Annotated in this window: 17 protein-coding genes; 4 read left to right on the forward strand and 13 right to left on the reverse strand. The window is 40.5% G+C overall.

Translation table 11 applies throughout. The annotated features are described in order from the left end of the window. The first annotated feature begins 146 nt into the window (after nt 1–146). The 4 genes from Q384_RS01350 (at nt 147) to glyQ (ending at nt 3,855) form a co-directional block, all read left to right on the forward strand. A complete protein-coding gene (locus Q384_RS01350; RefSeq protein WP_037585482.1) occupies nt 147–1,106 on the forward strand; it encodes an acetyl-CoA carboxylase carboxyltransferase subunit alpha in 960 nt (319 codons plus the stop codon). After that, complete coding sequence (tilS, locus tag Q384_RS01355) at nt 1,084–2,418, forward strand: tRNA lysidine(34) synthetase TilS (RefSeq protein WP_037585483.1); 1,335 nt, start codon at nt 1,084–1,086, stop codon at nt 2,416–2,418. Before Q384_RS01350 ends, tilS begins: the two co-directional genes overlap by 23 nt. 211 nt (nt 2,419–2,629) lie before the next feature. Then, entirely contained in the window at nt 2,630–2,818 is a 189-nt protein-coding gene (locus tag Q384_RS01360; RefSeq protein WP_281174486.1) for a carboxymuconolactone decarboxylase family protein, read from the forward strand. Between the two features lie 137 nt (nt 2,819–2,955). Beyond that, entirely contained in the window at nt 2,956–3,855 is a 900-nt protein-coding gene (glyQ, locus tag Q384_RS01365) for a glycine--tRNA ligase subunit alpha (protein WP_037585484.1), read from the forward strand. A 325-nt stretch (nt 3,856–4,180) separates the two neighbouring features. Here glyQ and Q384_RS01370 read toward each other — a convergent pair whose 3' ends face one another. From Q384_RS01370 to Q384_RS01425, 13 genes are all read right to left on the reverse strand, one after another. After that, nucleotides 4,181–4,549, reverse strand: coding sequence for a helix-turn-helix domain-containing protein (locus Q384_RS01370; protein ID WP_156956384.1), 369 nt, complete (start codon nt 4,547–4,549; stop codon nt 4,181–4,183). A 10-nt stretch (nt 4,550–4,559) separates the two neighbouring features. Beyond that, nucleotides 4,560–4,814, reverse strand: coding sequence for a type II toxin-antitoxin system RelE family toxin (locus Q384_RS01375; RefSeq protein ID WP_037585485.1), 255 nt, complete (start codon nt 4,812–4,814; stop codon nt 4,560–4,562). 307 nt (nt 4,815–5,121) lie between these two features. Further along, on the reverse strand, nt 5,122–5,571 hold the full coding sequence (locus Q384_RS01380) for a DUF29 domain-containing protein (RefSeq protein ID WP_037585487.1): 450 nt from the start codon (nt 5,569–5,571) through the stop codon (nt 5,122–5,124). A 284-nt stretch (nt 5,572–5,855) separates the two neighbouring features. Then, the gene (locus Q384_RS12485; protein WP_051940249.1) at nt 5,856–7,943 is read right to left on the reverse strand and encodes a nucleotidyl transferase family protein; all 2,088 of its coding nucleotides are present in this window, start codon (nt 7,941–7,943) and stop codon (nt 5,856–5,858) included. Next, on the reverse strand, nt 7,936–8,103 hold the full coding sequence (locus Q384_RS13065) for a hypothetical protein (protein ID WP_156956385.1): 168 nt from the start codon (nt 8,101–8,103) through the stop codon (nt 7,936–7,938). Before Q384_RS13065 ends, Q384_RS12485 begins: the two co-directional genes overlap by 8 nt. Before the next feature lie 66 nt (nt 8,104–8,169). Then, entirely contained in the window at nt 8,170–9,207 is a 1,038-nt protein-coding gene (locus tag Q384_RS01390) for a glycosyltransferase family 2 protein (protein WP_156956386.1), read from the reverse strand. Between the two features lie 39 nt (nt 9,208–9,246). Beyond that, complete coding sequence (locus Q384_RS01395) at nt 9,247–12,129, reverse strand: CDP-glycerol glycerophosphotransferase family protein (RefSeq protein WP_051940253.1); 2,883 nt, start codon at nt 12,127–12,129, stop codon at nt 9,247–9,249. A gap of 65 nt (nt 12,130–12,194) precedes the next feature. Continuing rightward, nucleotides 12,195–13,481, reverse strand: a complete 1,287-nt coding sequence (locus Q384_RS01400; RefSeq protein ID WP_169740825.1) for a LicD family protein — start codon at nt 13,479–13,481, stop codon at nt 12,195–12,197. 4 nt (nt 13,482–13,485) lie between these two features. Continuing rightward, nucleotides 13,486–14,070, reverse strand: a complete 585-nt coding sequence (tagD, locus tag Q384_RS01405; protein WP_342665965.1) for a glycerol-3-phosphate cytidylyltransferase — start codon at nt 14,068–14,070, stop codon at nt 13,486–13,488. Then, nucleotides 13,977–15,167: a capsule biosynthesis protein gene (locus tag Q384_RS01410; RefSeq protein ID WP_037585488.1), complete on the reverse strand. Its 1,191-nt coding sequence runs from the start codon at nt 15,165–15,167 to the stop codon at nt 13,977–13,979. Before Q384_RS01410 ends, tagD begins: the two co-directional genes overlap by 94 nt. Nucleotides 15,168–15,318: 151 nt before the next feature. Then, a complete protein-coding gene (locus Q384_RS01415) occupies nt 15,319–17,388 on the reverse strand; it encodes a capsular polysaccharide biosynthesis protein (RefSeq protein WP_037585489.1) in 2,070 nt (689 codons plus the stop codon). Between the two features lie 104 nt (nt 17,389–17,492). Next, a complete protein-coding gene (locus tag Q384_RS01420) occupies nt 17,493–19,190 on the reverse strand; it encodes a polysaccharide biosynthesis/export family protein (RefSeq protein WP_084224352.1) in 1,698 nt (565 codons plus the stop codon). A 2-nt stretch (nt 19,191–19,192) separates the two neighbouring features. Next, nucleotides 19,193–20,377: a KpsE/RkpR family capsule polysaccharide export protein gene (locus Q384_RS01425; RefSeq protein ID WP_051940257.1), complete on the reverse strand. Its 1,185-nt coding sequence runs from the start codon at nt 20,375–20,377 to the stop codon at nt 19,193–19,195. Between the last annotated feature and the right edge of the window lie 8 nt (nt 20,378–20,385).

Here is a 20,385-nt window from a genome sequence, read left to right on the forward strand (position 1 = left end):
TGGACATTATTTGCCTGTTCAAAAAATACAATTCAGCATAAATAAAATTGAAAAGCTACCTTGATAAAACGGCTCTTTCGTTTATATGATGCAGAATATCCTTTTTCGGCGTATCATTCGTCAAATTTCTGAAGAGAATGCAACAGATGAAACAAATTTTTTTGGACTTTGAACAACCGATTGCGGAATTGGTGCAGAAAATCGAAGAACTGCGTTTCGTACAAGATGACTCGGTGGTGGATATTTCCGAAGAAATCAATCGCTTACAGAAAAAAAGTGATGATTTAACTCGTTCCATTTACAGCAAATTAACGCCGGTTCAGGTTTCACAAGTTGCCCGTCATGCACAGCGTCCTTATACGCAAGACTATATTGATGCTGTTTTTACCGATTTTGAAGAGCTGCACGGCGATCGTGCGTTTGCCGACGATGAAGCCATTATCGGCGGCTTGGCACGTTTTAACGGCGAAAGTGTGATGGTTATCGGGCATCAAAAAGGACGAGATACCAAGGAAAAAATCCGCCGTAACTTCGGTATGCCTCGCCCTGAAGGCTACCGAAAAGCCTTGCGCCTGATGAAAACCGCTGAAAAATTCCACATTCCGGTAATGACATTTGTGGACACACCGGGCGCTTATCCGGGCATTGGCGCGGAAGAACGTGGACAATCCGAAGCCATTGGCCGCAATTTGTATGAATTGGCGCGCCTTCGGGTGCCGGTAATTTGTACCATTATCGGCGAAGGCGGTTCCGGCGGTGCGCTGGCAATTGCGGTGGGTGATTACGTGAATATGCTGCAATATTCTACTTATTCGGTGATTTCTCCTGAAGGCTGTGCTTCTATCTTGTGGAAAACAGCGGCAAAAGCACCGGAAGCCGCAGCGGCGTTGGGCATTACCGCCAAGCGTTTGCTGGAATTAAAGCTGATTGACAGCATCATTGAAGAGCCTTTGGGCGGAGCGCAGCGCAATTACCCTGAAATCATGGCTCGGATCAAAAACACCTTGGAACAGCAATTTCAGAAAACCCAATCCATGCCTTTATCTGATTTGCTCACCCGCCGTTTTGACAGGCTCATGGCTTATGGGCAATACCAAGAAAAATAACTCGTCCCGTGATTTGGCAGACCAAATCAAACAGCAATGGTCAGCCTTTTTGGCTGACCATTCTGTTTTGACGGTGGGCTTATCCGGCGGCTTGGATTCTGTGGTGCTGCTGCATATCCTGTGCCGTTTGCGTGATGAAATACCGTTTCAATTGCAAGCCGTGCATATTCATCACGGCTTGAGTTTTTATGCCGATGATTGGCAGCTGTTTTGTTCCCAAATCTGCCGCCAATGGCAAATTCCGTTTCATGCCGAACGCGTTCAAGTCAGCGCAAAAGGGCTGGGCATTGAAGCGGCTGCCCGCGTAGCACGTTATGCGGTTTACGCGCAAACCAATGCCGATGTTGTTGCACTGGCACACCACCGAGATGATCAAGTAGAAACCTTTATGTTGGCGGCTTTGCGCGGCGGCGGTTTGCGTGCACTCTCTGCCATGCCCGCTTTAAGACCGCTGTCTGAAAAAATCATGCTGTGGCGACCGTTGTTGCCGTTTTCCCGACAACAATTAACCGATTACTCGCAAACACATCAATTACCCTATATTGACGACGACAGCAACCGCGACACCACTCTGCTGCGCAATTGGCTGCGTTTACAAGGTTTGCCCGCATGGCGTGCGCGTGTACCGAATCTAGACCGCCACATTGAAGCCGCCGCCGCTCTTTTGCAAGATGAATTGGCGGTTTTAAATGAAATCCGCGATGCCGATTGGGCGCAATTGAGCCAAAACGGCTGCCTAAATATCACTGAATGGCGGCAATTGAGTGCGGCACGGCAACATCAGCAGCTGGTTTATTTCGCTCAAAAGCACGTTTTAGGCACACCAACTGCCGCATCGGTTTATGCTTTTGCCCGTCAATTGCGTTCAGGCAGCCACACTGCCGAATGGTCATTGCCCCAAGGCAAGGCTGTTTTATACGGCAATCAACTGTGGTTTCAGCAAAAAGGCGCAGCACAACAATGGCACTGGCTGGCTGAATTGCCGAAATCGGTGCAATTGAATCATACCCCCCATTCTTTTTTAAGCTGGCAGCAACAGCCTTTCGGGCTGCCTGAAAAATATTGCTCAGGCGTGTTGCGTACAGCACAACCCAATGACAGCCTGCGTTTTCAATACGGGCGAAAATCGGTTAAAAAAATACTGCAAGAATACAAAATTCCGCCTTTTTTGCGGCGGGTGTGGCCAATATTGGTGAATGAACACAATGAATGTATTGCCGTGTGTAATCTATTTACTGCCGCAAACGTGTCGGCAAAAAATGGTTTTTTACCCGTCATTACCGATTTACCCTTGCCAATCAAATCAAAGTAAAATAACATCACAAAATATTGTTATTAAATTAAGGGTAATGTCATGCAAAATGATTATGTTGAATTAACCGCCGAATTGAACACAAAATTAGCGGATTTGCGCAAAGAAGCGGCGGAAACCATGAAAGGTTTCAGCCAAATGGCAAAAAGTGTGCACGCCGACGGCGCATTGAGCCAAAAACAAAAAGAATTGATTGCCATGGCGATAGGTATTGCCAACCGCTGTTCGGGTTTGCTTGGGCTTTCATGCCAAAGCCTTGGTATTATTGGGTGCAACCCGCGCCGAATTCATCGAAATGCTGGAAATTGCCATGTATATGGGCGGCGGTCCGTCAGTAATGACTGCCGCCGAAGCCTTGCAGGCATATGAACAGTTTGGCGGTGAACGCGCGGCGGCATAATCGGCTGCGCAACAGATGCTTGAGGCTGCCTGAAAACTTTCAGGCAGCCTTTATTGATTGGATTTGAAGCCGTTAATATTCCGCCGGAAATACGGTAAAATACACATCTTTATCGAAAACCACGGAAGCACAAGGTCATGCTGACTTTTCAAGAAATTGTTTTTACCCTGCAAAACTTCTGGGCAAAGCGCGGTTGTGTGGTGTTGCAGCCGTTTGACATGGAAGTGGGCGCGGGTACAAGCCACCCCGCCACGTGTTTGCGTGCCTTGGGACCTGAGCCGTGGTTTGCCGCCTATGTACAGCCGTCGCGCCGTCCCAAAGACGGGCGTTACGGCGACAATCCAAACCGTTTGCAACACTATTATCAGTTTCAGGTAGCCTTAAAACCTGCGCCCGACAATATTCAAGAATTGTATTTGGATTCGTTGCGTGAACTGGGAATTGATCCCACTGTGCATGATATTCGCTTTGTTGAAGACGATTGGGAAAACCCAACTTTAGGCGCATGGGGCTTGGGCTGGGAAGTGTGGCTCAACGGCATGGAAGTTACCCAGTTCACTTATTTTCAACAGGTGGGCGGCATTGACTGCACACCGGTTTTGGGTGAAATCACCTACGGAATTGAACGTTTGGCAATGTATTTGCAAGGTGTGGAAAATGTGTTTGATTTGGTGTGGGCGCATACTATGGACGGACAAACCATTACCTACGGCGATGTGTTTCATCAAAACGAAGTTGAACAATCCACCTACAACTTTGAATACAGCAACGCCGCATGGCTTTTGACACAATTTGACCACTACGAAGCAGAAGCACGGCGTTTATTGGAAACCGATAACGCCTCTTTAACCTTACCCGCTTATGAACTGGTGTTAAAAGCAGGACATACTTTCAACTTACTTGATGCCCGCGGTGCCATTTCGGTAACAGAACGCGCCGCTTATATCGGACGTGTACGCACTTTAAGCCGTTTAGTGGCACAGAAATACGTGGAGAGCCGTGAAAAACTGGGTTTTCCGCTGATGAAATCGGTTTAATTGTTTATACTTTTCTAAAGGCTGCGCTGAGTAATCAGGGCAGCCTTTTTTATTCATTCACATTTCAAACTGCTTTTCTATCTTGATATAATCTATACTAAATTATTGATATATATAGATAAACTATTAAATTTTTCAAAACAACTTGCCGGGAAAATTACGGCTAATTGTCTAAAATCTGCTGATAGACTATGTTTGCTTATTTTGAAAATAATAATATAGCTATACTTTGCTTAGGTGTTATTGAACATAGATTCTAAGCCCACGCCGAAGCCGAAGCCGTCGCTAAAACAGGAGTGAACCTGTCCGTAATTTCACAATCGGTTCAAACCAACAGATCTAAATCAACCTTCATGGCAACAGCAATAGTTTTCATGACGCGTAACGAACCATCTTTTTTACCGGTTTCGATATCGGACAGATATGACAGAGATATGCCAACACGGTGCGCCAGATCTGCCGCCGTCATGCCGCGCCATTTGCGAAATACTTTAACGGGATTTTCTTCGGATAAAATAAGGCGATTGATTACATCAGCAGGAATGGTTTCTTCGCCCGCATTGATGCGTTCTCGCACAGCAGCAGCAGCGGTGATGTCGGCGTTGGTTTCGTGCTTGCCCAACAATACGTCAAATTCTGCCTTTGGCAAGATGATGTATTGACTGTTGTTGAGTTCTATGGTTTGAATATTCATTTTTATACTCCTAATTTTTGTAGATTTCACCACGCGAAGCAATTTTCAGGATGGTGAGTATATTGCCTTCGTCGTCAAAAATAATGCGCCAATCACCCACGCGCAAACGGTAGTAGGGGCTGCCGCTCATTTGGATAACATTGTTCGCTTGCGACTGAGGATCAACAGCGTATTCGTTGATTTTAGAAACGATTTTTTGGGCTGTGTTTCTGGGTAAGCCCTTCAGGATTTTAGCGGCTTGCTTGCTGTAGTAAATGGTTTTCATGCTTACTATTATAGCAAATAGCGTACTTATTTCAATGAATAAATACGCTATTTGAGATTTTTAACCAATAAACGGATAAGTATGGTGTTTTAGCCAATTTTGTCGGCGGCAAGGTACTTAATAACCGTTTCTCCAATGCAGTGTGTAAGAATTACCAGCGTTGCTTACGGTATTTATAGGAAATATTTTCTGAAAATCAACAGTATCTTTTTCATAACTCTGCTAATTCTTACAGCTAGGGTTTTAAACGATTCAGGCTACCTGAAACATCTGTTCTGTTCTTTTATTTGCTTTTACGGTTCAGGATTCAGGGCTCAGGATAGAAGTCATCATCAAGAATTTGCGCTGCCGTCCAGATTGGGTTTTCAGGAAAAGCTGTTTTCGGTATGCCTGTTTCTTTTGATGCAGCGGTTACAGCGGTATTCCATACGTCTTGCAGCCATTCTGCGGCATTTAAATTTGCTTTTAAGCTGGGCGAATCTTTTAGGATATAGGGAATTTGCGCTCTTTGCTCAACAATAGTGCGCCGCCAGCTGTTGCTTTGTAGAGTGGGCTGCTTGTGCCATTTCAGCAAGTGCATAACCAACACCAACATGCGGCTCTTTAACTCCCGATGTTCGCTTTTGCCCATACATTCAATCTCTTCAACCAAATTTTCAATATCAGCTTCCTGCCACCGCCCTGCTTTCAGCAATGCGGCTTGGTGCTTTGCCCATGCGGCAAAGTCTTGACTGTATCCGGTTTGTACAGTTGCCATATTGCACACCTTTTAAACGATATTTTAATTATTGCTATCATACAATAAAGTTTTTGTCAAAACAATCACAAAAAAACAGACTGAATTCAAAATTGAATGGAACAGTGTCCTATAAAATTCCACAGAATTTTTTGAAAATAAATTATAACAATGATTTTGATAGTTTTTTATCTCTATTCCTTACCAGTCTAAAACCTCGCCCTTCAGGGCGGGGTTTTAATCAGCGTGTGGTTAGAGAAAGGTGAATACCTCTTCTTAACACCGAGTACATTTCTGCTTATTTTTTATCCAAATCGCTCTTTTAAATAGATTAATGTTGTTTCCGGTACAATTTCAGCGATTTCATCAAACTGTTTCTTTTCCAATAATGCACGAACGCGAGAAGCAGAAATCACCGCACCGCCGCTTTCTTTTCGCACGATTACCTCAAATTCAATACCATGCTGCGGCAGAATGCGGCGCATGGCATTGTTGTATTGGCGGGTAACATTATCCAGCGGTTCTTCGCCCGCGAAACGGCGAGTAATGCCCAAAGTCGGAGCGATGTGGGTAGCAAAGATTTCCACGTCATCTGATGGATCGATGATCTCATCTTGTAACTCGGCTTTGCTGGAATAAGCCGCAAAGGTAAGACTGGAAATAATAAACCTGCCGCTGGGGATTACCGTAATGTTCGGAAATTCCGCTACACCTTTTTTCACCAATTCAAAGCGGTCTGTAAACGGGAAAAAACTTTTGTCTTCTTCCACCACAAACAAATACAAATAATCCACTTTTGATGCGGCATAGCTAATCAGGTGTTTATGCCCCATAGTAAAGGGATTGCAGTTCACCACGATTGAACCGATTTTACCCGTACAATCGGCTTTGTGTTCACGCAATAATGCTTTGTATTTTTCCAGGTTTTCATATTCGGATACGGGTATCAGCATCTTTTCTTTTGATCTATTAGTCTCCTGGTTTTCCAATAACTCCAGATCCTTTTTGAATGCAAACAAATTGTCTTTCAGCATTTTTTCATAAATATGCTGGGCAATCACTTCATTGCCGATTTTATTTGGATGCGATTTGTCTATAAAAATTTCACCCAAATCGTGTGGTCTGTCAAAAATACTCCGGTTATCCAGTAGTTTAATATTTTTTGTTTCAGGAAAAGATGAATAAATATCCAAGTGTGATATCCATAAAATAATATCGCCTTGTTTGAATTTAAATTCTTTTATAAAATTAATACCTAAATCATACTGATGTGCAGAAAAATTAGCATAATTCATGACTAAATATTTTTTATTATTTAAATTGATAATTCTTTGTAAATAGCTGCTTATAGTATCAGCATCTTCTGAGCCAATACCATAAGCAACTGAAGAACCGAATATATATATAGTATGGTCGTATTTTTCAGGTTGGTCAGTGGTTAAACGTGCATGATTGACAACATTGACATATTGAGAACTTCGATTGTGTAAATAATGAACACCTTGTTTAACCGAACCAATCCAAATATCAGTAACCGCACATATATAATCATAATCCACGCCAAAACGAGCCAGTGCAGGAATAGAAAAATTTTTATCTTTCTCCAATAAAGATCTGATCGTAGAGATGGAAGCTAAATTTTGTTCATGTTCTGTTCTATTTTTAATGTCTAAATGCCAAGGCTGCATGCAGATTAAAATAGGAACATTAAATGTGTTACTGATTTTATTTAGTTGATTGATAACAATACTCTTTACAAAAACTTCCTTCAAAATAGTATCAATATCAACAATATTTTCCACACCCAAATCAGATAATTTTTTCTGAGCATCCGAAAAGTTTGATGTATGAACATTCAAAAAATAAGAATTCTTATTTTTTGATTCAATATTTTTGATAGAAGTTAAACGGATACTGCCCAATGAACCCGTTTTAAGAAAAAGTATCCATTCATAATCTAAACTATAGTATTGTTTAATATCAAAACAAGAGTATTTACTGTCAATTAAAATACTCTCCAATAATCTGCGATCATGCCAATTACCAACAACATAAACTTCCTCAATTTTTCGCTCTTGAAAATAGTTAAAAATACTGCCGCCCCATAGGTTGATGGCTTGTATTTTCTGCAGTAATGACTGTTCTAACAAGGTTTGTGGAAATAATTCTGTTGCGCATGCCTCATATAGTGTGTAAATTTTTGGAAAATGGCGTACACTATTTGGGTTTATTTTTTGAAAAATACGCAGTGCTTCTTGATAATTACTACGTAATAAATAAGCCTTAATCAAATCACAATAGTTTTTTAAATAAACCTCATCACCTAGTTTTTTTCGGCTTTCATTATTATCAATCAATGCTAATTTTTCTTTAAACCATTTTTCACTAATCAATTCGCCTGATAAAGATAAATTGTTGATTGTTGATTGTTGATTGTTGATTGTTGATTGTTGATTGTTGATTGTTGATTGTTGATGATAATTGGTCTATTTTATCTTGTAACTGATTAATACCTAATTTAATTTTCAATATATCAAATATAGGTTTTTTCATTTTTAAATTTCCTTTCTGTATTTATAAAAATATTAATCTAAACCAGAGTCATATTATTAGAAATGATTATTTATTATAATATTCCAATGATAAAACAAGCCCGCACTGGGAAAAAAAATCAAAATCTTGTTTTAAAAGCGCATTAATGCATACAAAATTTATTGAATTTGGTACCAGACGTTCATAAAAATATTTTTTATTTTCAACAACAAATTCACTTGCCAAATCAAATATCCTTTTTTGTTCTTCAATAGTATAAAATTTAAATTCACGTAAATAAATCAATAAATCGTGATTAGCAAAAAATGCTATTTGGTAGACTTTACGCAGTTCAGGCAAGTATTGCCATAATCGGAGAATGGCATCCATTCTCCCTTCAAAGTTGGTAACAGTCTTACTTTGAGTAATGGATTGTCCAATAGGAGCGACTTTCCACAGATAAACTTCTTCGTGAATTAAGCCAATTTTATCAATGCTTGAATATAATTTAGCCGTAAATAATTTATCTTCGTACAAACCCTCTTCAAACAAAATATTTTGCTGCAAGAGCATGTCTTTTTTATACAATTTATTAGTTGATAAGGTATCACTGTATAAAGCATTTCTTTGTTTTAACTCATCAACAGTATCTTGCTTATAAATATCGGGAAACCATTGTTCACGCCTACCGTTTTCTAACAAATGGCGAACAGTTATGCCTGAAACCACAGTCAGCTGCTTACTTTCGGCAAAACTAACCAAACGGGTTAAACCATTCAGAAAAATTTCATCATCGGCATCTAAAAAAAACACATATTTGCCGAGTGCTTGTCGGATACCAAAATTTCTGGTTAGCCCCAAACCTTCATTTTTTTTACGAAATAAGCGAATTTTATTATTTTTGTATGAGGCCACTACATCATCTACCGGCTCATCAGAACCATCATCAACAATAACAACTTCATAATTTTTGTATTTATTTCTTTGTATTGATTCAATGACTTTAGGTAAAGTAACTTTGGAGTTATAACACGGTATCACAATGGATACCAAAGGAGTGATGTTCATAAAAATTATTCCTAATTTTGTAATGGCATTTAATATGTTATTGTAGCCAGCTTTCAATCATGCTTGCTACAATAGAATCAACACACTGCGTTATTGTTAAAGTTCAGTAAATAAGCTGTTCCATTTTGCAAATACACGTTCATTAGAAAACTCTTGATATTTAGCTCTAATATCGTTTTCAGATAATTGATTTAATTTTAAAATATTTTGTGCAAATGTTTCATAATCACCAAATTCAACCAAATAACCTGATTGTTGATGCGCTACTACTTCTGAAGCGGCGGTATAGCTGTTAAATACCACTACAGGGCGGTTATGGGCATAGGACTCCAGTACCACCAATGAGAAACCCTCAGATTGTGATAATAAAATTAATCCTGAAACTTGTGAGAAAATTTTACTTTTGTCGGCTTCGTAACCATGAAAAATAATATGATTTTGTAGTTTATGCTTCTCAACCAATTTTAACAACTCGGGGTATTTGGGACCATCGCCATAAACGTGGACAACAATTTCAGGGTATTTTTCTGAAACAACGTTAGCAAGTTCAATCAACCCAAAGATATTTTTATCTTCATCAAGCCGCCCGATGTAGGCAACATGATAATTATTTGTTCTGGGTAGCGCATGATAGGCTTCGGTAATAGAATTTGGAATAAAAGTAATTTTTTCTTGTATTTCTTCATTCACATGTTTGCTGATTAAATCGGCATTTTTCTTGGTTAATAAAATAAATTTGTCATAGTTAAACAGCTCGCCGCTATTCAACCAATTTAAATGTGGACCATATAGGTTTCGACTGACTATATCTTTAGTATCGCCGTGAAACATTAAAACCACTTTTGCATCCTGTAAAAATTTTTGGAAATGTAAATGTGCTGAAAACTGCAATGAAATCACAATACCATCAGTATTCTGTAAAATATTTTGACAAGCACCAACTAAAAATTCAGCAGAAATCATTACATCAAAAAATTTATTGTCTAATTTGTAAAAATTTTGGTTGGTGTGAGAAAATTCTTTAATGGCAATCACATGTACTCTGGCATTGTATTGCTCTTTATAATATTTTGCCATATTTGTCATAAATGTATGAATACCACCGATTTGATTTAAATCGTTTACCAAAAAAATAATGTCTTTTATTTTTCTGGGTGTGGCATCAAAACAGAAATAATCAATAACTTTCTGAGTAGAATTGCCTTGCTCTAGCGGATAAAAAGTTTGTTTCAGTTGTTGGTTATCACTTTGCAAAGGCTTGGTAAAAACTTCATATAATTTATTTTCGTTATAAATAATTTGTTCAGCAGGCAGATATTCCTTAAAATCAAAATACACACCCCTGTTATTTAAATAATCAAAAAAATCATATTGAAATAAAATAATTGGTTTATTGAGTAGAGCATAATCAAAAATCAAAGATGAGTAATCACTTAACAATATGTCTGAGCAATTCATTAAACCATAGAGATTACTGTTATTGCTAAAATCATATACGCCATTTATTTTATCTGCTTCATCTAACTGATTTAAATAATGTAATTTAACCAGTAAAACATATTCATTGTTCAAGGAATTCAGTAACCGTTGAGCATCAAATGGCAATTTGGCGTCTCCTGTTTCTCGATAAGTAGGTGCATAAAGAATCACTTTCTTTTCGGTTGGAATTCCGTAATACATTTTGAAATAATCAGTAACAGGTTTGGTTCTTTTGTTGGGTTTCTGTGTTAAGATATCACCAATATCTACTTCGTTAACACTGCTGATACCATTTTCATCACAAATTAATTTTCGATATACTGCTTTATTTTCTATCTGATTGGCTTTATAAAAATAACTTAAAAATATCGGTGTGGAAGTTGCGTTAAATTTTTCAATTAATTCTATGTTGGCATTAAACACATAATCTGCTGCTGCAATATAATTCCATAACAGAGAGTCATCAGTAATCAATTGAATATTTTTACTCTCTTCCAAAAGGGTTCGAATAAAATCACTTAATTTATCTGACTTTGCATGGCTGACATCAATCGCTATTTCTGCTTCATTAAAATCAGTCAAAACGGTGCGAATATGACCGACGGCGGCTTCAGTATTATTGAAGTTTTGTATGTCAAAATTTAAATACAATAGTTTATTTTGTCCTTCATTACAAAACACTTTGGGTGGATTAAGCAATAAATCAATTTTAGCACTACCCAATTGTGCAATATCCCCATGAAACAACAGGGATTTTTTTATCCATTGGGTATAGTAATCAGACATGGAGACCATACTTTGGTATGCACGTGCATAGCGTACGGCTGTGTTCATATTTGTAACATCAAAATCAACAAACATTTTTTTATACGGAATACCGTGCCATACAGATGCCCAATAATTTTTATCAGATATTTTATAGAAAAAATCCAGAGAACCTGCGTCAATCACATATTCTGCAGTAAATTTCAGATAATCCGCATAGCTGGTACCGTTATTGACCACGGTATATCTACCGTAATCAATAATCGGCGAGGGTTGTTCTTTTAAAATAATATAAATGTCAAATTGTTGGTAATAGGTATCAATAAACGGCAAAATATCAACCAATACTCGCTCATTATAGGCAGATGGAACCAGTAGTAATTTTTTCTTCAAATAAATATCAATATTTTTTTTGATACTCGTTCTTCTGGGGGCAGATTTATGAATACCAACACTTTGTTTGCCTTTTTTCTTAATGGCTTGTTGTAGTTGCTTATTCCATGATGTGCGGGCTGGATTAATTTCAATGGCTTTGCTGATAAATTCTTCTGCTTTAACCGCTTCACCTGTTTTTAATAATAAAACTCCGTATTTAAAATTGGCTTCTGCCAACAAAGGGAATTGCTGTATGGATTTTTCAAAAAACAGCTTGGCTTTATCCCATTCATCTTTCTGATAATGCAAAACCCCTCGATAATAATTGACATATGCCTGAGCTTTTTTAATTGAATTCATTTTAAAAACCTTGAGTATTAAAAAATAATTTATTTTGATTTTAGAAGTATTATATCATTTTGTTACTAATGTGTTATTTTTTCCAGTTCTTCAATCAGTTGTCGATAACGCATAATCTGCTTCCTACAATATTCATCTTGCTTACCGCATAATATCAATTTAAACAGTGTTTTATAAGAAAAAATCAGCATTTCTTTTTGATTAAAGATTTCCAAATTCGGAGTATCCAATTTGGAATCGAATTGGGTTTGTGGTATTTGCCAATCTTTGCCGTAGTTTTCTATCAAATAACGTTCGGGATTGGCGGGAATTAGAAAATCTTTACCTAAGAAGCGGTGCGGGCGTAATTCAAACGGACTATTGAACCATTTGAGTTTGGACGAGCCGGCGTGCCAGACACGGTTTTGTTGTTTGATGTGGTAAAATACATCAATGTATACGCCGTTTACATGCTTTAAGCGAATGCGTTCTGGTACACAAGCTGGCAAAATATCAAAGTAACCACTGTGGGAGACGGCACGATATAGGGCTTTGTGATTTACCTCTTCCCATACGCCCACATCTAAATCATTGTCGTGCGGCAAGATTTCTCCGTTTCGGATACAGCCAAGTAAGGTGCCGCTGACCAAGAAAAATGGGATTTGGGTGTGAGTGAGAACGGTATGCAAATCCAATAAAGCACGTTCGGCAGCTTTTGGATTAAAGGCTTTTTTGCTGTTGGGTTGCTGCCAACCGTGTTGCTGTAAAAGAACTAAACCGTGCTGCCACATGGCCTTGGCTTCCTTATAGGCTTCGGCACGCAGGGCGGCTTCGGAGTAGTAGTCCAAATACACCAAAGCAGATGGTTCATTTATCGGCAAGCAGTATTGCTGAAAATATTGTTCAAATTGGTGAAAATCGGCTTTAGTGCATACCAAACTCGCCAGATACAGCCAAGTTTTTTTACGTTTTGGGTTAGTAACTAAGGCTGCATACAGCAGTTGTTGTGCAGCAGCGATGTCTCCCAAGGCATGTAAGCATTTACTTTTTAAATAAATCAATTCCATATGGGCAGGAAACCGTGCCAGAATTGTGTTAATAAAAATAATTGACCTGCGGTATTTCCCTTTTAAATACAAACATTTTGCCGAAAAATAATATGCAACACATGGATTGATTGGCTTGCTTTGTTTGGCAAGTGTGAGTAAGGATTGATTCACACCTTGTTGTATACGGTACTCAAACTGGATAATCAGATACAATATTTTCAGTGAACGATTGTTGCGCAACAACATTCTGTAGTCGCGATACATAGCAGAAAGCTGTTGTTTATTCAACAACAGCGAGATTAACTGACTTTGACTTGTCTGCATAATTTTAAATTCTACCGTACATGGTGCCGGGAGTAGTGTGAATGTGTCGTTTGATTTCTGAAGAAGAAATAGCTTCGGTACGCGGTAGATAGCATACTTCACAATAGGGAGATAAAAAATCAAATTTCCCCATCCAATCATGCCCCATTACAAAAGTATCAATCTTAAATTCTTGTACGTCACTGATTTTTTGTTCCCAATTATTTTCAGGAATAACCAAATCAACACAGCGTAATGCCTCTAAAATTTGCTTGCGATCTTCATAACAAATGACGGTCTGCTTATTTTTTTCAGCTAAATTAAATTCATCAGAAGACAATCCCACAATCAAGTAATCACCCAATGATTTTGATCGCTTTAATAAATTTAAATGCCCAATATGAAATAAGTCAAAAGTCCCATATGTTATAATTTTTTTCATAATTTCGCCTAAAATATTTTTATAAATACTTAATTTTTGCAACTGTTCGTCATTAATCGCTTGACAATACTCTATCAATAAAAAGTAGCATTCAGCTGCGTTCTTTGTAACTGATAGCAATAAAATCCATGAAACACGGCATAATTCAATGGCTTGCTGTTCTGCCAAAAATCAGCCAAATCTTGCCTGTCAACCAAGCCGTCAATGTCATAATTGGCTTTGCCCAACATCTTAACGGGCAAGTGATGAATCATGGCTGAAATTGCGCTGGTGCTGTTTACCACAACCATGCCGCGCGCTCGGCGCAAGAAAATGGGCAGGGGAATATTGTAAACATAATAAATTCTGTCTTGTAATTGATAATGTTTTGTTAGTTTTTTTATCAATTTGCCGTAATCCACAAAACCAATATCCATCGGGTGGTGTTTGATAACCAGTTTGGTATTTATCGGTGCATTCTGAGCAAATGATTTTACGATACACTGGATAAATGCCGCCACCGATTTAAATGGGCTGTGTACTTTTATTTGGCTGTCGTTGTGTACTTGCAGCGGAACAATAAAAAAATTGCCCAGCTGCCCATGTTCAACCTGCTTTGCCAAGTGGTTTTCTTTGGCTTTTACTTTTAATCTTACCAATCCGCTTTCGCCCCATGCTTTTATATACCATAAAAGACGGGTACTTCGATGATGCTGGTAATGCGGATAATCATGCCGCTGCCGATACATTTGCCAATAATATTGACTCGCCAATTTTGCCAATGGGCGAAATCCGGGGGCAACGGGTTTGGGCGGCCGCGGTTCACTCAATAAATAGGTTTGCTGCTGATAAAACTCGGCATCGCGCGGCTCGGTGGAATAGTCATTCACACCGCTACGCTCAAATGTAATGTAATGCGGACGGAAATAACCTTCTTCAAACACCCAAAAGCTCACGGCTGTCTGAAAATCGTTGCATACTTGTTTGGCAATGCGGTGATAAATTCGATTGTCTCCAAAGCAAACCACGGCATCAATGTGGTTTTGGCGGATAAAGTCAATCAAAAAATCTTGGAATTCACTCGGGCTACCTGAAAATGAAACGGTTTTCGGCGTGGTTTCGGGATAAAAATAACGATCACCGCCGTTAAAATTAATTTTAAAAACAACTTTGCTGTGTTCTTTGGTTAATTGTTCACCCAAATTGAAAAAATAACCACCCACAGGACCTTGTAAAAACAAAATTCGGGAAGATTGGGTTAAAAAATCATCAAAATGGGATTGCATTTATCTATCTGTCTTATTGTTTTAAGCCATGTGGTAATAAATTTTTAGAAAACCGTATTACCGCGAGCCATACGAACAACCACTATGCTTTTTTAAATTTATTTTTATAAACAATGGATTGCACACTTGTGTTAATAGACAACACGCAAACCTAATGCTGTAAATATTTAAGCAATAGCTGCGCCAAGTAATTCAGCTGTGTATATTTGCGGGAAAACCAATTGCTTTTAATGCGGATATTGGCTTGCTTGGCTTGTTTCAGCCACAATAAACCATCTGCCGCGCTCATGCTCTGCCGTGTCTGCGGGTGAACATACATGGGATAGAGCAGCAAGGCTGCCGCTGTTAATTCAGGCAGCCTCAGCCGCCGCTTGCGCCGCAAACAGGCATCACCCAAATCCTCGGTTAAACCCCAACCCGCATAAAATGGTGTTCCGTAACACACTATTTTTTTGTTTCTGATTAGTCCTTCAAATCCTGCCAGTGATGTCATGGTATGCACTTCGTCCACTGCATTGATGCACACTGAAATACTGGTTTGTACTATTTGTAAATTGGCATATTTTAACACAATTTCATGTGAAACTTGTCCAACGCGATTGCCGCTCAATACATCGGGATGCGGCTTATACACAATAAAAGCATCAGGATTGCGCGCACGCACGGCTTGCAGCAATGCCAAGTTGGTCTTCACTGCACCCGAACCGAACCGAATGGAAGCATCATCTTCCACTTGCCCTGGCACCAAAATGCTGCGCTGCGCTACCGGTATGGCAATGGTTTCGTATTCATCGCCCACATTGTACTTATTGATGTGGTGTTCAATCATGAGCTGGGTTAGCGTTTCGGCTTCACACAAGGTTCGCTCATCAAATACGGTTTCGTTCAACAAGATTTCCAAGCGCGAGGCTTGCTGCGGGTTGAAATAAATACCTTGATCGTCGAAAGACAAGGATAAAGGCGGCGTGAGATTTGAACCCAAACCTGCTGAGCGCAAAAAACCATCTTCCACACGCATCAGCGGAATATTTCGATCTTGCGCCCATTGCGCAACATTGGGGTGTTTCATGCCCCACAGCAATACGGTAAACGGTGTTTTCGTATCCGCCAAATGGCGTAGTCTTTTGATTGATGAGGTGAAGGTGATGGGTACGCGCAAGCTGTGTAAAAATTCACGGAACAATAACCGCCGCCACAGCGAAAAATCAAAGCCTACAAGATTAACATTCAGCAAAGCATAATCACTTTTTTGCTTGTGCAGATAAGCAATGGTGGTCAAAATATCACTGATTTCCCCGCTGTTGGGGTTTACATACACGCAATATTGCAGATATGCGGCGGCAAAAAGCTGAATCAAAGTGCGCGGCAGACGCCGAGCGGCTGCCTGAAGAGCGGGAATATCAGAATGACGGTCATCGCTCAAGCCCCAGCCTGCATACCACGGAATGCCGAAAGTAACCACCTGTTTGCCTGCCAGCAAGGCTTCAAAACCCATTTGTGATGACACGGTATAAACTTTGTTCATTGCCGACAACAATACATACGGATTGATATTTTCCGACAATAAATAGGTGTTTTCAGGCAGCCTGTCTGCCGAGAAGTGTCCGTTTTTTTTACCTGCCAATACATCGGGATGGACTTTAATCCAAATTCGTGCGTTCGGATTTTCTAAACGTGCCGCCGCCAGCATTTGCACAAAGGTTTCTTGTTCAGCGCGTGCGCCGGCAATGGAGACATCGCCGTTGGTTTGGTCAATCACCAAAACATTATCGTGGCTGCCTGAAAGATTTTCAGGCAGCCTGTCGTTATAGCGATTGTATTTACACAATTGGTATTGGCGCACTTCGCTTATTGCGATGTGCGCGGTGTGCCATTCATTTTTGGAAAATTGGTTTTTTAAAATCAACTGTTCCAAATCAGAAGGCTGATGAGAATCGTAGTAGATGCCGGTTTTGTCGATAATCAAAGACAAAGGCGGCGCACCGTTTACCCCCAAGTCAAATGATCGCAAAAAACCGTCTTCTAAGCGATAGTAAGGCAATTGATGCTGTGCCGCATAGGCTTGCGCACGGCGGGTATTGGCTTTATTGCCCCAGCCGCAAACGGCATCAGCATCTGATGCACTGTTTGACAGGGTCGCCAAGCACACTTTGGCTTGCAAAAATGCTTCAATGTGGGGAATCTTGGCAATGCCCCGCGAAAAAGTAACAAATTGCCGCATGAACAATCACTTTGTCAGCCTATCGGCGATTAAACAAACACACAAAACCGATACGCAAAATAAAGCCATTCCCGCGATTGAGGCGGGAATGACGAAATAAAGCATTACAAACCGAACACCACTTTTGCCGCCACGGCAATTTGATACAAGATTTGCGTGATGCCGCGGGTTACTTCCAGATTTTTGGTTTTCACCTCAGTTAAAACCATAATCTCATCACCCGGGTTTAAACGGGTGCTGCCTGAAGCCGCCAGCGATTCGCCGTTTTGGCGTATCACGATGATGTTCGATTTGCCTTTGGTTTGCGATAAGCCGCCGACTTTTTCCAGATAGTCGTCCACATCTAAACCTTTTTCCCAGCCCACGGCATTGGGAAACATCACTGCACCGTGTACACTGACCAACGAGGTTTTTTCGGGAATAACAATCACATCGCCGTCTTCCAGCAGGGTGGTTTTCAGGGTATTTTTATTTAATACCACTTGTCCTTTGGGTTGAATCTCAGAGGCTCTTTTCACAAACTCCTGCACCATTTCCGCTTCTTTTGCCCGCAGCGATGCTTCGTCTGATGTGGAAGAAGGCGTGGTTAAGGTAGCCTGTTGTAATTTTTGCAGTTCCAAATTCAGCATTTCTTTTTGGCGTTTTGCCACGCTGGGGCGGAACAGCTGAATGGCATCAATTTGCGACATGGAATTGGCACGGATATTTTCCAACACCGCTTCCATGGTTGAACCATAGGGCAATACCATGGCGTGTTCGCCCGAATGTGCGCCTTCAATGCGCACTTGAATGGTGCCGTCATAGCGGTCGGTGGTAACCGTTAAATTATCACCGTCTTCCAATTCAATATTGCGCGCTTCGCTGATTGGATAATATTCAGAACGTTTTTCCGAGCCTTGACGGCGCACGATGCTGACGTGTGATGCCCCCGGCTTAGGTTTGGCGTAGCGCAGTGCGGTAACAAGCGGAATTGTGGCTTGGTTGAATTCAAAATCATAAGGATTATAAACATCGCCGTTGATGGCAAACGTGTGTTTGCGCTGGGTAACCATAATGACATCGCCATCGCGCAAATCTTGGTTTTTAATATCACCGGACAATAAAAAATCGTACAAATTCAATCGGTTGATGATATGACCATTGCGTTTGATTTCAATATCAATATAGCTGCCGCGGTTAGGATCAACGCCGCCGGCTTTATCCAAATAAGAAATGGCAGAATCGCCGGCAGTGCCGCCGTATAACCCGGGCTGTAAGACGAAACCGGTAACAAACACTTTTATCGGTTGGGCATTTGCCAAGGCGGCATAGACTTCCACATTGGCACGGTAAATGCGGGCAATGGCACTTTTAATGGTGCTGTTTAAATTGCCGTTTGCCACGCCGGCTACGCGCACCGGTCCGACATTGGGGATAAAGATATTGCCTTGCGGGTCCACCACCAATTGCCCGTCAAACAAATATCCGCCCCACATACGCAAGACGATTTGGTCGCCTTCTTTGATTTGATAGCCGACATTCATGCCGCTGTTGATATTGTTGCGGAACATGCCGCTGAACAATTGCGCACCATACATACGGCTGGGGCTGCCCAGCACACCGCCGTAACCGTTTGCCGACGGCAAAGGCGGCTGCTGTACGGCACTGCCGGCTGCTGTTTGCAGCTGTGCTTGATTCACGGTGGCATTTTGTTTTGCCTGTTGGTCGATACTGCCGTCAATTTGATTGAAAATAACAGCATCTGCATGTGCCACGGTCAATAGGGAGGTCAAAGCCGCCGCGATGAGTAATTTTTTCAGCATAATTACATTCTGTGATCACGAATAATAGAAACAACAACCTTCACTAAGCCATAAACCAATAGGCTAATCAGAAGAATGGTTGCCAAAGAATAAATTTTACGCGGGTAAAAGGCTTCATCTGCCATCACCGGCTGACTCACCACCGCTAAAATCCGCGATTTTCGGGTAACTTCATTTTTACTTTTCTCCAAAGCACCCAGAGCCAATTTATACAAATCAGCGGCAAAGCTGACTTTGCCTTTTAATTCGGTAAATTGCAACATTTTTTCATTCAAACGATTGTTGTCGCCTGAAGTTAATTGTGCCTGCTCTTTGCGGATTTGGGCGTTAATGGCGTTAATGGCGCTTTGTGCCGCCCGAATTTGCGGAGTGTTGTCGTTCAGATAAGTACTCAAGTTATTTTTATCGGTTTCCAGCTGGGCTTTTTTGGCTTCCAATTCAGCAATCAAGCGGCTGGTTGATTCGATTTGAATTTGCGGATCAATCAATTTGTTTTTATTTTGAAATTGCAGCAGCGATGTTTCGGCATTCTGCAACTCGGCATAAGTGCGATGAACGGCATCTTGTGCTTCGGTGATTTGGTTGCGGGTAATGGTGTTGGACAATTCGTTTAAAAATGCTTCGCTCTCTTGCAATAAAACGCGGTTGAACTGGCGGGCAAACGTGGGGGTAAAACCTTGCGTAGCAATGGTTAATACGCCGGTTTTTTCATCAAACAACACTGAAATTTTGGATAAATAATAGGCAAAATTTTCTTCAAAAATTGTATCTTGAGGGTAACGCTGAAATAAATCGGCACCGGATTTTTTAAAGGCTTCCTGAAAATTCAATTTTTCATCGAGTTTCTTAAACATGTCGGGCGACAAAATATAACGCTCCAGCAATAAAGCGTCTTCTTTAACGGTGGCATTGCCGCCGCCCACCAGCATAGATAAGGTTAAATCCATGCCGCCTGAATCATCGGCGCGCTTCACCAAGACCAGTGAATCACTCACATAGCGGTCTTTGGCAAAAATCACAAAATAAACGGTGCTGAGTAAAAATGGAATCAACACCAGCCACAAGAAAAGTTTATCTTTGCGAACCCACCGCCACAGCGATGCTTGTCTTTTTTTTGCCCATTTCGTTGATGTCCGCACATTGGCGGGAACATTAAACTTTGGTTTCGGTAAATTTAATTTAGCCATTCAAGCCA

Source organism: Stenoxybacter acetivorans DSM 19021 (genome assembly GCF_000745895.1).
Lineage (GTDB): Bacteria > Pseudomonadota > Gammaproteobacteria > Burkholderiales > Neisseriaceae > Stenoxybacter > Stenoxybacter acetivorans.